The sequence below is a fragment of the Haloechinothrix halophila YIM 93223 genome, assembly GCF_000504245.1.
Lineage (GTDB): Bacteria > Actinomycetota > Actinomycetes > Mycobacteriales > Pseudonocardiaceae > Haloechinothrix_A > Haloechinothrix_A halophila.
Genome location: NZ_KI632509.1, coordinates 2,005,007 through 2,018,951 on the forward strand (window position 1 = coordinate 2,005,007; position 13,945 = coordinate 2,018,951).

At 69.1% G+C, this 13,945-nt stretch carries 12 protein-coding genes; 5 read left to right on the forward strand and 7 right to left on the reverse strand.

Annotated features, from left to right (window positions below; all coding sequences use genetic code 11):
* The first annotated feature begins 34 nt into the window (after window positions 1-34).
* Window positions 35-2,041: a thioredoxin domain-containing protein gene (locus tag AMYHA_RS09090; RefSeq protein WP_034269978.1), complete on the forward strand. Its 2,007-nt coding sequence runs from the start codon at window positions 35-37 to the stop codon at window positions 2,039-2,041.
* 252 nt (window positions 2,042-2,293) lie between these two features.
* Window positions 2,294-2,854, forward strand: a complete 561-nt coding sequence (locus tag AMYHA_RS09095; RefSeq protein ID WP_034276482.1) for a hypothetical protein — start codon at window positions 2,294-2,296, stop codon at window positions 2,852-2,854.
* A 220-nt stretch (window positions 2,855-3,074) separates the two neighbouring features.
* On the opposite strand, the gene AMYHA_RS09100 is transcribed toward AMYHA_RS09095, so the two are convergent.
* Window positions 3,075-3,509, reverse strand: a complete 435-nt coding sequence (locus AMYHA_RS09100) for an SRPBCC family protein (RefSeq protein WP_034269981.1) — start codon at window positions 3,507-3,509, stop codon at window positions 3,075-3,077.
* A gap of 78 nt (window positions 3,510-3,587) precedes the next feature.
* Complete coding sequence (trhA, locus tag AMYHA_RS09105) at window positions 3,588-4,283, reverse strand: PAQR family membrane homeostasis protein TrhA (RefSeq protein WP_084036996.1); 696 nt, start codon at window positions 4,281-4,283, stop codon at window positions 3,588-3,590.
* An 86-nt stretch (window positions 4,284-4,369) separates the two neighbouring features.
* Here trhA and AMYHA_RS09110 point away from each other — a divergent pair, with 86 nt between their 5' ends.
* The gene (locus AMYHA_RS09110; RefSeq protein WP_034269984.1) at window positions 4,370-5,146 is read left to right on the forward strand and encodes an isoprenyl transferase; all 777 of its coding nucleotides are present in this window, start codon (window positions 4,370-4,372) and stop codon (window positions 5,144-5,146) included.
* Window positions 5,147-5,584: 438 nt separating this feature from the next.
* Entirely contained in the window at window positions 5,585-6,877 is a 1,293-nt protein-coding gene (locus AMYHA_RS09115) for a PhoH family protein (RefSeq protein WP_034276488.1), read from the forward strand.
* A 43-nt stretch (window positions 6,878-6,920) separates the two neighbouring features.
* Here AMYHA_RS09115 and guaB1 read toward each other — a convergent pair whose 3' ends face one another.
* The 3 genes from guaB1 to AMYHA_RS09130 are packed head-to-tail and all read right to left on the reverse strand — an operon-like array spanning window position 6,921 to window position 11,363.
* Entirely contained in the window at window positions 6,921-8,360 is a 1,440-nt protein-coding gene (gene guaB1 / locus AMYHA_RS09120) for a GMP reductase (protein WP_034269987.1), read from the reverse strand.
* A gap of 45 nt (window positions 8,361-8,405) precedes the next feature.
* Window positions 8,406-9,914, reverse strand: a complete 1,509-nt coding sequence (locus tag AMYHA_RS09125; RefSeq protein WP_034269989.1) for an ATP-dependent DNA ligase — start codon at window positions 9,912-9,914, stop codon at window positions 8,406-8,408.
* Between the two features lie 48 nt (window positions 9,915-9,962).
* The gene (locus AMYHA_RS09130) at window positions 9,963-11,363 is read right to left on the reverse strand and encodes a class II fumarate hydratase (protein ID WP_034269992.1); all 1,401 of its coding nucleotides are present in this window, start codon (window positions 11,361-11,363) and stop codon (window positions 9,963-9,965) included.
* 127 nt (window positions 11,364-11,490) lie between these two features.
* Between AMYHA_RS09130 and AMYHA_RS09135 the strand changes: the two genes are divergently transcribed.
* Window positions 11,491-12,510 (forward strand): NAD(P)/FAD-dependent oxidoreductase, encoded by a 1,020-nt coding sequence (locus AMYHA_RS09135; RefSeq protein ID WP_051399704.1) that lies wholly within the window; start codon window positions 11,491-11,493, stop codon window positions 12,508-12,510.
* A gap of 12 nt (window positions 12,511-12,522) precedes the next feature.
* Here AMYHA_RS09135 and glpX read toward each other — a convergent pair whose 3' ends face one another.
* Together glpX and AMYHA_RS09145 are read right to left on the reverse strand one after the other, a co-directional pair.
* Complete coding sequence (gene glpX, locus AMYHA_RS09140) at window positions 12,523-13,581, reverse strand: class II fructose-bisphosphatase (protein ID WP_034276491.1); 1,059 nt, start codon at window positions 13,579-13,581, stop codon at window positions 12,523-12,525.
* 37 nt (window positions 13,582-13,618) lie between these two features.
* A complete protein-coding gene (locus AMYHA_RS09145; protein WP_051399705.1) occupies window positions 13,619-13,936 on the reverse strand; it encodes an exodeoxyribonuclease VII small subunit in 318 nt (105 codons plus the stop codon).
* Window positions 13,937-13,945: the final 9 nt, after the last annotated feature.

The following is a 13,945-nucleotide window of genomic DNA, read 5'->3' on the forward strand; positions in this document are numbered from 1 at the left end:
GCGGTCCACACCTTGTTTCTGCCACCCTGGTGATATGAACCGCCTAGGCAGCGCATCGAGTCCGTACCTGCTCCAGCACGCCGACAACCCGGTCGACTGGTGGCCCTGGTCGGCTGAGGCGCTGGCGGAGGCCAAGCGCAGAGACGTGCCGATCCTGCTGTCCATCGGCTATGCGGCCTGCCACTGGTGTCACGTCATGGCGCACGAGTCGTTCGAGGACCCCGAGATCGCCGCCGTGATGAACGAGAACTTCGTCAACATCAAGGTCGATCGCGAGGAGCGCCCCGATCTCGACGCCGTCTACATGACCGCGTTGCAGGCGATGACCGGCCAGGGCGGCTGGCCGATGACCTGCTTCCTCACCCCGGACGGCGAGCCGTTCCACTGCGGCACCTACTTCCCGCCAACGCCGCGCATGGGCATGCCATCGTTTCCGCAGGTGCTCGACGCCGTCGCGCAGACCTGGCGTCAGAAACCCGACGAGGTCCGCGAGGCAGGAAGTAAGCTCGTCGCGCACCTGGCTGAGCAGATCCGTCCCCTGTCAGGGTCCGAGGTCACCGAAGAGACGCTCGACGGCGCGGTGGCGACGTTGCGCTCGCAGTTCGACGACGCCACCGGCGGGTTCGGCAGCGCGCCCAAGTTCCCGCCGTCCATGGTGCTGGAGTTCCTGCTTCGGCACCATGAGCGCACCGGGTCGGCCGACGCGCTCGCCATGGTGGAGTCCTGCGCGGACGCGATGGCCCGCGGCGGCATCTACGACCAGCTCGGTGGCGGGTTCTCGCGGTACTCGGTCGACGCCAACTGGGTGGTGCCGCACTTCGAGAAGATGCTCTACGACAATGCGCTGCTGTTGCGCGCGTACGCGCATCTCGCCCGTCGCACCGGCTCCGCGCTGGCAAGGCGGGTCGCGGAGGAGACGGCGGAGTTCCTGCTGCGCGACATGACGACCTCGGAGAGCGCTTTCACCGCGTCGCTGGACGCCGACACCGACGGCGTCGAGGGGCTGACCTACGTGTGGACGCCGCAGCAGCTCACCGAGGTGCTCGGTGAGGACGACGGCGCCTGGGCGGCCGAGGTCTTCGGCGTCACCGATGAGGGCACGTTCGAGCACGGGACGTCGACGTTGCAGCTGCGCACCGAACCGGGCGACCCGCAGCGGCTGGCGAGCGTGAAGCAGCGGCTGTTCGCGGCACGTGCCGAGCGCCCGCAGCCCGCCCGCGACGACAAGGTGCTCGCGGAGTGGAACGGCCTGATGATCACCGCGCTCGCCGAGGCGGGGACGGCGCTGGGCCACCCGGAGTGGATCGAGGCCGCTGAGCGGGCCGCGCGGTACCTGCTCGACGTCCATCTCATCGACGGCAGGCTGCGCAGGGCTTCCCGTGATGCCACGGTGGGCGATGCGGCCGGGGTGCTCGGTGACTATTCCTGCGTGGCCGAGGGGCTGCTGGCGCTGCACCAGGCGACCGGTGAGCCCTCCTGGCTCACCGAGGCGACCGCGTTGCTGGACTTCGCGCTGGCGCACTTCGCCGACCCGGAGACACCAGGGTCCTACTTCGATACCGCGGACGACGCCGAGACATTGGTGCACCGTCCCTCCGACCCCGGCGACAACGCCAGCCCGTCCGGCGCGTCCGCGTTGGCGTCGGCGCTGCTCACGGCCTCCGCGCTCGCCGGGCCGGACGTCGCGGGCCGCTACCGCGACGAGGTTGAGCGCATGCTCAACCGCAACGGGACGCTGATCGGCCGCGCGCCTCGGTTCGCGGGCACCTGGCTGGCGGTGGCGGAGGCAGCGTGGTCCGGCCCGGTGCAGGTCGCCGTGGTCGGCTCGGACGACGCCCAGCGCGCCCTGCTGCGCGACGTCGCGGCGGGTGCCGCGCACGGTGGCGCGGTGGTGCTGGCTGGTCCACCGGATGCTGACGGTGTGCCGCTGCTGGCCGACCGCCCGCTGGTCGACGGCGACGCGGCAGCCTACGTCTGCCGTGGCTACGTCTGCGACCGCCCAGCCACGTCGTCAGAGGAACTGGCCACGGCGCTGCGTTAAGGCCGGGTACGGCGGGGCACGCATCGTGTCCTGCACTCCCGACGCCGTGTCCTGCACTCCCGACGCCGTGTCCTGCGTTCCCGACGCCGTGTCCCGCACTCCCGACGCTGTATCCGTGGTTACGTCGCCGTGTCCGCTGTCGGAGAACTCCATCGCCGTTCCCGCGCCCGAGGCGTAGCGTGAATATCGATGTAATGGTGTAATCCAAGGCTGGAGCTGGCCATGTACGCACACTTCACGGCGGAGGGACGCATGGGACGCGGCTGGAAGGGCAGGGGCGGCTGGGCGCAGGCCGATGTGCCGCCAGCCGACGACGCGGGGGCGTGGTTCGCGGGCAGGTTGCCCGACGACTGGTTCACCGGGACGCCGCGTGTCACCGTCGACCGGGAGGAAATCCTCGTGGTCGGCGAACTACCGCCTCTGCCAGAGACCTTCGCGGACGACGCCGAGCGTGCCGCGGCGGAGTCCGGCCGGATCGCGCGGTTCCGCGAGGACACCCGCGACACCAGAGTGGAGATCGCTCGCCAGGCCGAACACCGCTACCGGCGCAAGGTCGCCTGGGGTGCCCGGATCGGGGACACCGAGGAGCTGTTCACCACCCACTCCGCTCCGGTCATGACCCGGCTACGGCAGCCGGAACGCCAAGTGTTGGACACGCTGGTTGACGCGGGCGTCGCCCGATCCCGCTCGGAAGCGCTCGCGTGGTGCGTGCGGCTGGTCGGGGAGCACACCGAGTCGTGGCTGGCCGAGCTCCGTGAGGCCATGAGCACGGTCAACGACCTCCGTGCCAAGGGACCCGATCTTGACGACTAACTAACGTCAGGAAATTTCTCGCGGCATCATGTCGAATCCGTAGGGGACGGTTCGTGTAGAGGGTGACAAGGCCTCACCGGCCTCACCGGGAGGCATCACCCGAGGTGGGCGCATGGGTGTTCGCTGGCGGGCTGTTCCCGCCGAACCGTACCGGCAACGCGGCGGAGCGTGCGTTCTTGGCGGCCAGACGTTCGGCATTGCGTGGCTGACTTCCCGGGCGTCAGGTCAGCGCGCCTTCCAGGTTGCGGAGGTCCTTGCGCAAGTTGGCCCGCACCATCGGGCCGAGCAGCGGGCCAGCGATTCGGTAGAAGCCGCTCGCATTGCCGCGCACCCGGATCTGAGCCAGCGTGCCGTCGGGATGGTCGTCGAACCGGTAGGTTACGTGCATGGGGAATGGCCCACGCACCGATTTCATGTCGAGTAGATGCGGCGGCTCGTGCTCGTCGACGCGCAGCACATAGTCGATGCGTTTGCGCAGAAAGTACGCGGTCCGGGTGATCTCGGCACCGACACCGAACCCGCCGTACGCTGCCTCGGTGGTCAGCTCGGCGTTGGTGATGCTCTGCGTCCACTCATGGTCGTGCCGCCAGTCCATCGCGTAGGCGGCGACGTCGCTCGGCTTGGCCGGGAGGACACGCTGCGCACTGACGTCCATGGTGCGGAGTCTAAGTCGGTGCGCTGGGGTGCGCAGGGCTGCCGGAGTTCCGCAGTCGGGCTGGCGCGCGCTTCGCAACTACGCGTACAGCGTGAACCAGATCGCGATGTAGTGTGCCAGCGCCGCGACGGCGGTGAACGCGTGGAAGACCTCGTGATAGCCGAACACTTCGGGCCGCAGCCTGGGCCAGCTCGCGGCGTAGCAGATGCCGCCGAGGGTGTAGAGCAGCCCGCCGACCAGCAACAGCACCAGCGCCGTCACCCCGGCGTTAGCCAGTATCTCCGGGAGCACGAACACCGCGACCCAGCCGAGGGCGATGTAGATCGGCACACCGAGCCAGCGTGGCGCGGTGGGCCAGAACAGCTTCAGCATCACCCCGGCGACCGCGCCGCCCCAGACGACGCCGAATACGATCCAGCCCGTCGTCCGCGACATCGCCAGCAGCGTGAACGGCGTGTAGGTGCCCGCGATGAACACGAAGATCATCGAGTGGTCCAGCCGCTTCATCCAGGTGTAGACGCGGCGGTTGGTCCAGGTGCGGCGGTGGTAGAGCGCGCTCACCCCGAACATGCCCAGCACCGTCGCGACGTAGATGGACGTCGCCACCGCGGCGAGCCCGGATACCGTCGATGCGGCGAGCGAGATCAGTGTCGCGCCCGCGGCGAGCGTGATGAAGAACGACCAGAAGTGGATGTGGCCGCGCAGTCTGGGTCGAGCTTCCGCGGCGTGTAGGTGATCCAGCACCGATGAGTTGGATTCCGTCGCAGCGCTCACGAGGCCAGATTACGTGACAATGTGGCCATATTCAGCGGCTGGTAGTGGGCGTCACGTAGCATCACGCGATTGCGTAGGCTGCCGCTGTGAGTCTTCGTTCGTACCTGTCGAACATCGTCTACGGTGCCTACGGGCGTCGGCTGATCCAGCAACGCCAGGGCAGGACGCCGCGTCACATCGCAGTGCTGCTCGACGGCAATCGCAGATGGGCGCGCGAGGCCGGGTTCACCGATGTCAGCCATGGCCATCTCGTCGGCGCGCGCAAGATCGAGCAGCTGCTGAGCTGGAGCGAGGAAGCCGGCGTCGAGGTCGTGACGTTGTTCCTGCTCTCGACCGACAACCTCAACCGCGACCCGGACGAGGTCGGCCCGCTGCTTGAGATCATCGCCGACGTCGTCGACGAACTCGCCGAGCCCAACGAGCACTGGCGGCTGCGCATCGTCGGCGCCTTGGAGACCTTGCCGGAGAAGGTCGGCACCCGGCTGTCGGAGGCCGCTGGGCGCACAGCTGGCCGCGACGGCATGGAGGTCAACGTCGCCGTCGGTTACGGCGGCAGGCAGGAAATCGCCAACGCGGTGCGCAGGCTGCTGCAACACCACGCCAGCGAGGGCACCACGATCACCGAGCTCGCCAAGATCCTCGACGTCGATCACATCTCCGAGCACCTCTACACCTCGGGCCAGCCCGATCCCGACCTGATCATTCGCACGTCGGGGGAGCAGCGGCTGTCCGGTTTCCTGCTGTGGCAGTCGGCGCACTCGGAGTTTTACTTCACTGATACGTATTGGCCCGCATTCCGACGTGTGGACTTTTTGCGTGCTTTGCGTGATTTCGCATGGCGGCAACGCCGGTTCGGATCCTGAGTACAGCGCTGCCGACTACCTTCGGTAGGTCACTCGCAACCGACGGTTAGGTTGCAATTCACCGAATCACCTGTGTGGCAGCCTGGGCGATCACGCGTGTTTTCGGTAACTTCCGAAGTGACGGCTCGATCTGTGTACCGGACCGTCCCGGGAGGCCCTGGTCATGGCTGACGTTGGTGGAGCGGAGATCCCGCTCACGAGACTGAAGCGGGGGCCGGCACCCGGCCCTTGTGGGGATAGCGCCTGACCTGGGCGTCAGGCGACGAACCACCAAAGGGCGGTGCCCGGCCAACGCGAGATAGGGGCGTGGTGTCGCGTCCCAAGGGAGAAGCCGTGACTGAGCAGCGTGCGTCCCGCAAGGCCATCACCCGCTCGGGTGGTCGCACCGCAGGATTCGAGGCCCCGTCCGACTCACCCCCCACAGCGGCTTCGGACAAAATTTTCGTGCTTGACACGTCCGTCTTGTTGTCCGACCCGTGGGCTATCACCCGATTCGCCGAGCACGCTGTCGTGCTGCCGCTCGTGGTGATCAGTGAGTTGGAAGGCAAGCGTCACCACCCGGAACTGGGGTGGTTCGCGCGGGAAGCGCTGCGGTTACTCGATGACCTGCGGCTCACCCACGGCCGCCTCGACCAGCCGGTGTCGATCGGCGAGTCGGGCGGCACGCTCCAGGTGGAGCTGAACCATTCCGATCCGACCGTGCTGCCTGCCGGTTTCCGCACCGACAGCAACGATCACCGCATCCTGGCCTGCGCGCTGAACCTGGGCGCGGAGCGCGGCGACGTCACGCTGGTGACCAAGGACATCCCGCTGCGGGTCAAGGCGGGTGCGGTCGGGCTCACCGCGGACGAATACCGGGCGCAGGAGGTCGTCCCGTCCGGATGGACGGGTATGGGTGACGTCGACGTGCCGCAAGAGGCCATCGACGCGCTGTTCGCCACCGGCAGTTTCGATCCGGCTGACTTCGGCAGGTCCGACGTCGCGGAATGGCCGTGCCACACCGGGCTGCGGCTGCTCGCCGGGACGTCGAGCGCGCTCGGCAGGGTCAACGCCGACAAGCGCGTGCAGTTGGTGCGCGGCGACCGGGAGGCGTTCGGCCTGCACGGCAGGTCGGCGGAGCAGCGGATCGCGCTTGACCTGCTGCTCGACCCGGACGTCGGCATCATCTCCCTCGGCGGGCGTGCCGGGACCGGCAAGTCGGCACTGGCGCTGTGCGCGGGGCTCGAGTCGGTGCTGGAACGTCGCCAGCACCGCAAGGTCGTGGTGTTCCGGCCGGTCTACGCCGTCGGCGGGCAGGAACTCGGCTACCTGCCCGGGTCCGAGAACGAGAAGATGCAGCCCTGGGCGCAGGCGGTGTTCGACGTCCTCGGTGCGCTGGTCAGCCAGGAGGTCCTGGACGAGGTCTTCGACCGGGGCATGCTCGAGGTGTTGCCGCTGACCCACATCAGGGGGCGGTCGCTGCACGACTCGTTCGTGATCGTCGACGAGGCGCAATCGCTGGAGCGCAACGTGCTGCTCACCGTGTTGTCCCGGCTGGGGACGGCCTCGCGCGTTGTGCTCACCCACGACGTCGCGCAGCGCGACAACCTGCGGGTGGGCCGCCACGACGGCGTCTCGGCGGTGATCGAGAAGCTCAAGGGCAACCCGTTGTTCGCGCACCTGACGCTGTCCCGCTCGGAGCGGTCACCGATCGCGGCGCTGGTGACGGAACTGCTGGAGGATCACGGGTAGTCGTCGTGGTGGGGGCGTGCGTCTCGGCGCACGCCCCCGGGCGTCACCAGCCGGACGGCAGCGGGCGGCCTTCTGCGTAGCCCGCCATGGACTGCACGCCCACGACCGCGCGGTCGTGGAACTCCGGCAGTGACCGTGCGCCCGCGTACGTGCACGCGGACCGCACGCCGGAGCAGATCGAGTCCAGCAGGTCTTCCACGCTGGGTCGCACCGGGTCAAGCGCCATCCGTGACGTCGAGATGCCCTCCTCGAAGAGCGCCTTGCGTGCCCGGTCGAACGCCGACTCGGTGCGTGTCCGCGCGCTGACCGCCCGCTTGGACGCCATGCCGAACGACTCCTTGTACGGCTTGCCGTGCTCGTCGTAGTGCAGGTCGCCGGGTGACTCGTAGGTGCCAGCGAACCAGGACCCGACCATCACCGCCGACGCCCCTGCCGCCAGGGCCAGCGCGACGTCGCGCGGGTGACGCACGCCGCCGTCAGCCCAGACGTGCCCGCCAAGCTCGCGGGCAGCCTCGACGCACTCGGCCACGGCGGAGAACTGCGGCCTGCCGACGCCGGTCATCATGCGGGTGGTGCACATCGCACCTGGCCCGACGCCGACCTTGACGACGTCCGCGCCCGCGTTGATCAGGTCCCTGGTGCCCTGTGCGGTGACGACATTGCCCGCCACCACCGGCACGTGCGGCTCCACCGACCGGACGGCCTTGAGAGCGGCGAGCATCTTCTCCTGATGCCCGTGCGCGGTGTCGACGACGAGGGCGTCGATGCCAGCGTCAAGCAGTGCTCGCGCCTTGGCCGCGACGTCGCCGTTCACACCAATGGCCGCGCCGATCCGCAGCGCGCCGTTCCCGTCGACCGCAGGGGTGTACAGCTCCGTGCGCAGCGCTGATACCGGGGTCAGTACGCCGGCCATCCGGCCGTCGGCGTCCACGCCGATGGCGAGTGGGCTGCCGTGGGCGTGCAGGTGGTCGAAGACCTCGCGCGGCGGGGTGTCCAGTGGAACCACTACCGGCGGCGGCTCGGCAACGTCAGCCAGCCGGGTGAACCGGTCCACGCCGTAGCACGCCTCGTCGCGGACGATGCCGGTCGGACGGCCATCGGCATCGGCGATGACGACCGCGCCGTGCGCGCGCTTGCCCGCCAGGTTGACGGCGTCGACGACGGCGTCGTTCTCGGTGAGCACCAGCGGGGTGTCCCAGCGGGTGTCGCGATGCTTGACCCAGCTCACGATGTCCGCGACCGCGCTCGGGTCGACGTCCTGCGGCAGCATGACGAGACCGCCCCTGCGGGCGACCGTCTCGGCCATGCGCTTGCCCGCGACCGCGGTCATGTTCGCCACGACGATGGGGATCGTCCCGCCGGTGCCGTCCACGGTGGCGAGGTCGACGTCGAAGCGCGACTCCATCGCCGACTCGGACGGGACGAGGAACACCTCGTCGTAGGTCAGGTCATGCCTGGGGGTTTGTCCGTTCAAGAACTGCACGGCACCACGCTACGTCGTCCGGGTAGCGGACCGCACGGGAGGCTGCTATCGCAGCAGGGCGCGGACCGCGTCGATGGAGTCGGCTTCGGCGGGATCCTTGTCCGGGCGGTACCGCAGCACCCGCGCGAACCGCAGCGCCACCCCACCGGGGTAGCGGGTCGATGTCTGCACGCCGTCCAGCTCGATCTCCACGACCAGTTCGGGCCGGACGTAGACCGTGGAGCGGGTGCGCCTGGTCTCGATGCGCTGGAACTCCGCGGTTTGCCAGGCCAGCAGCTCGTCAGTGAGCCCCTTGAACGTCTTGCCGACCATGATCGGCTCGCCGCCATCGGGGGCACGCGCGCCGAGATGCAGATTCGACAGCGTTCCAGTGCGCCTGCCGTGGCCCCATTCCGCGCCGAGGATGACCAGGTCGATGGTGTGCACCGGCTTGACCTTGAGCCACGCGCTGCCGCGCCTGCCCGCGGCGTACGGCGTGTCCAGGTCCTTGGCCATCACGCCTTCGTGGCCCGCGTCGAGCGCGTCGGCCAGCAGCCGTTCCGGGTCGGCCGGATCAAGCACGCCCGGTATGACGTGCTCGCCGGCCACCCGGTGCAGGGCCTCGCGGCGGTGCCGCAGCGGTTCGTCCAGCAAATCGCGGCCGTCGAGGTGCAGGCAGTCGAAGAAGTACGGCCGCAGCAGCAGCGCGCGCACCTGCTCCTCCCGCGTCGCGCCGAATCGCGCCTGCGTTTGCTGGAATGGGCGTGGTTTGCCGTCGTCGGTGAGCGCCAGCGTTTCGCCGTCGAGCACCACCGTCCGGCACGGCATCGCTCGCACGACGTCGACTAGTTCGCCGACGTACTCGGTGATGTCGCGCAGCGTGCGGGTCCACACCCTGACGTCGTCGCCGTCGCGATGCACCTGGATTCGCGCGCCGTCCATCTTGTACTCGACAACGGCGGGGCCGAGCTGTGCGAGCGCATCGGTGAGTGACTCGGCAGGAGAGGCGAGCATGGGCCGGATCGGCCTGCCCAGTTCGAGTCTGAACTCCGTCAGTGCTGCTGAGCCGCCGGTCATCGCGGCTTCTGCCGTCGCGGGCAGCCTGCCGGAGAGCATGAACGCGCGCCGCACCGCGTCGCCGCTGACCTCGGCCGCGGCCGCGATCCCGTCGACCATGAGGCCTTCCAGCGCGCCCTGGCGGAGCTCTCCGGTGATGAGCTGGAACAGGAACGTTTGTTCCTGCTCGGTGGCCTTGCTGAGCAGGGCCGTGAGGACGTCGGTGCGCCGTGCCGCCGAGCCGGCGCCGGTGGTCGCGGCGAGTTCGCTCAGCGCCGCGTCGACGTGGGACAGCGTGAGGCCCGGTTCCGGGGCCGGCTCGACGTCCAGCCCGACCAGCGTGCGCCACCCGGTGCCGAGCCTGCCCTGCAGCGGCTGTCCGGTCAGAAACGCGACGGCGACCGCCCGCTCCCCAGGTACCGCCGCGCGCAGCACGTCGGCCAGCACCGCGATCTTCGCTTTGCGGGAGCGGGTGGCCGCCAGCCGTCCTGACGCCGCGACGACGTCCGCAAGCAACATGCGCCCATGATGCCGTGTCCCACCGGCACGCTGCCGTGTTCAGGTGTGCTACCCCCGGTTCCCACGGGCCATGCGGAGCAGGTCGAGCGCGTTGTCGAGCTCGGCTTCGGTGAGCTTGCCATCCGCGACGTGACCTCGGGCGACGACGACCTCCCTTATGCTGCGGCCCTCCGCCAGCGCCTGCTTCGCCACGGCGGCCGCCTCCTCGTAGCCGATGTAGCGGTTCAGCGGCGTCACGATCGACGGCGAGCCTTCCGCCAGCGTGCGGGCGCGTTCGGTGTTCACGGCAAGCCCGGCGAACACCTTGTCCGCCAGCAGCCGCGACACCGCCGCCAGCAGCCGCGCGGACTCCAGCACATTGCGGGCGATGACCGGCAGGTTCACGTTGAGCTGGAAGTTGCCCTGCGACCCGGCGAACGCCACCGCCGCGTCGTTGCCGATCACCTGCGCCACGACCTGCAGCGTCGCCTCGCAGATGACCGGGTTCACCTTGCCCGGCATGATCGACGAGCCTGGCTGCAAGTCAGGCAGCGTCAGCTCGCCGAGCCCGGTGCGCGGGCCGGAGCCGAGCCACCGGACGTCGTTGGCGATCTTGTTCAGCGCGACCGCGACCGTGCGCAGCTGCCCGGACGCCTCGACGACGCCGTCCTGGCTGGCTTGGGCCTCGAAGTGGTCGCGCGCCTCGGTCAGCGGCAGTCCGGTCACCGACGCCAGCTCGGACGCCACCGCGTCCCCGAACCCAGGCGGGGCGTTCAAACCGGAACCGACGGCGGTCCCGCCGATGGCCAGTTCTCCCAGCCGGGGCAGGCACGTCCGCAGCCGCTCGATGCCGAACCGGATTTGCGCCGCCCATGCGCCCGCTTCCTGCCCGAACGTCACCGGCACCGCGTCCATCAGGTGCGTGCGGCCGGATTTCACTAGGTCGTCCCACTCAGCAGCCCGCGACTCGATGGTCGCGGCGAGGTGTTCCAGAGCAGGGATCACATCAGTGAGCACTGCTTCCGTCGCGGCGATCCGGATCGTCGTCGGGAAGGTGTCGTTGGACGACTGCGAGGCGTTGACGTGGTCGTTCGGATGCACGTCGGTGCCGAGCGCGCGGGACGCGAGCGTGGCGATGACCTCGTTGGCGTTCATGTTCGATGAGGTGCCCGACCCCGTCTGGAAGACGTCGATGGGGAAGTGCGCATCATGCTCTCCGGCGGCCACCTCGTCGGCGGCGGACGCGATGGCGGCAGCGACGTCGGCGTCCAGCACACCGAGCCGGGCGTTGACCCGCGCGCACGCCGCTTTGAGCAGGCCAAGCGCGCGGATCTGTGCCCGCTCTAAGCCGCGTCCGGAGATCGGGAAGTTCTCCACCGCGCGTTGCGTTTGCGCGCGGTACAGCGCGTCAGCGGGGACGCGGATCTCGCCCATGGTGTCGTGTTCGATGCGGAATTCCTGGCCAGTCATAGTTCGAGTCTGGCCCCGTGATGGCGGACATACCACCGGGCGAGGGGATAGCCTGGCAATCATGAGGACTGCTCGCAGGTCCGAATCATCGGACATGAGGACTGCTCGCAGGTCCGAATCATCGGACATGAGGACTGCTCGCAGGTCCGAATCATCGGACACCGACTCGCCGAGCGAGAACATCAGCGTCGATGTCGTCATCGTCGGGGCCGGGCCGACGGGCCTCTACGCCGCGTACTACGCGGGATTTCGGGGGTTGTCGGTCGCGATCGTCGATTCGCTGCCCGAGTCGGGCGGGCAGATCACCGCGATGTATCCGGAGAAGCAGATCTTCGACGTCGCCGGGTTCCCTGCCGTGCTTGGCCGGGACCTGGTGTCCGCGCTGGTGGAACAGGCCAAGCAGGCCGATCCGATCTACCTGCTCGGCTGTAAGGCCACCACGCTCGACGAGCGCGAGGACAAGCTCATCGTGGGCATCGAGGACGGCCCCGACGTGCACGCGGGCGCGATGCTGATCACGGCGGGCATCGGCGAGTTCACCCCGCGCCCGCTGCCCGCGGGTAACGAATGGCTCGGCAACGGCCTCGTCCATTTCGTTCCCGCGCTGGACAAGCACCGTGGTGAGGACGTCGTGGTCGTCGGCGGCGGCGACTCGGCGTTCGACTGGGTGATTGCGCTTCACCCGATCGCGGCAAGCGTGACGCTGGTGCACCGCAGGGCGCGGTTCCGAGCCGCGCAAGCGATCGTGCGGCAGGTCAGTGATCTCGGTGTGCGTATGGTGACCGACGCCGAGGTCACGGCGTTGCGCGGTGACGGCAGGCTCGCCGAGGTCGAGGTGACCACCAAGGGCGGCGAGCGGGAAGTCATGCCAGCGCAGACCGTGGTCGCCGCGCTCGGTTTCACCGCCGACCTCGGGCCGATCGAGTCCTGGGGATTCCATGTCGACCACCGGCAGATCACCGTCGACACCACCATGGCGACCACGCGCCAGCGGATCTACGCGGCGGGCGACGTCGCTGGCTACCCCGGCAAGGTCAAGCTGATCTCCACCGGCTTCGGCGAGGCAGCCACCGCGATCAACAACATCGCGGTGCTGCTCAATCCCGATGCGCACCTGTTCCCAGGGCACTCCAGCAATATGGAGTGACAGCGCTTGTGATCAGGGCAGCGGCGGCACCGCGCGCTCGCCGGTCTCCGGCGAGCCGTCGAAGTCCACCGACGCGTAGGAGCGCAGCTTGGTCAACCGGTGGTAGCCGTCGATCATCCGCACGGTGCCCGACTTCGAACGCATCACGATGGACTGCGTCGTCGCGCCGCCAGCGCGGTAGTGCACGCCGCGCAGCAGGTCGCCGTCGGTGACGCCGGTGGCGCAGAAGAACACGTTGTCGCCGCGCACCAGGTCGTCCGTGGTCAGCACCCGATCCGGATCGTGACCAGCGTCGCGTGCTTGCTCGCGCTCGGCGTCGTCCTTCGGCCACAGCTTGCCCTGCAGGGTGCCGCCGAGGCACTTCATGGCCGCCGCCGCGATGATGCCTTCCGGCGTGCCGCCGATGCCGAGCAGCATGTCGACACCTGTGGTGGGACGGGCGGCCGCGATCGCGCCCGCGACGTCGCCGTCCGAGATGAACCGGATCCGCGCGCCAGCCTCGCGGACCTCGGAGACCAGCTTGTCGTGTCGGGGCCGGTCCAGGATGCACACGGTCACGTCGGAGACGTCACTGTGCCTTGCCTTGGCGACCCTGCGGATGTTTTCCGCGACCGGGGCCGAGATGTCGACGACGTCGGCCGCCTCCGGCCCGACGGCGATCTTCTCCATGTAGAACACGGCGGACGGGTCGAACATCGCGCCGCGCTCAGCGACCGCGAGCACCGCGAGCGCGTTCGGCATGCCCTTGCTCATCAGCGTGGTGCCGTCGATCGGGTCGACCGCGACGTCGCAGTGCGGGCCGTCGCCGTTGCCGACTTCCTCGCCGTTGTAGAGCATGGGCGCTTCGTCTTTCTCGCCCTCACCGATGACGACGACACCATGCATTGACACGGTGCTGATCAGCTGCCGCATCGCGTCGACGGCCGCGCCGTCGCCCGAGTTCTTGTCGCCCTTACCGACCCAGCGGCCCGCCGCCATCGCGGCCGCCTCGGTTACCCGCACCAGCTCCATAGCGAGGTTGCGGTCAGGGGCCTCCTTGGTGTGGCTGTTGCTCTGGCCGACGCGGGTCATGCTGCCTCCGGGGTGGACGATGTGCTGCGTCCTGATGCTACCCGGCGGTCCCGTTGCCGCCGCCGGTGTCCAGCGCGGCGCCATCCGCCTCGGTGGCGTCGCCTGCTCCGGTGCCGTTCGCGGTGTCTTCCACGCTGGCGAGCTTGTCGTCGATGCGCTTCCGCGCGCCTTCCAGGTGCCGCTCGCACACCCTGGCCAGCGTCTCGCCTTGCTCCCACAGCGCCAGCGAGTCCTCCAGCGAGAGTCCGCCTGCCTCCAGCCTGCGAACCACCTCGATCAGCTGATCACGCGCCTGCTCGTAGCCGAGGCCGTCGAGTTCGCTCGCCTCGGTCTTGTCGGTGTTCTCAGCGCTCACGGATCAGTC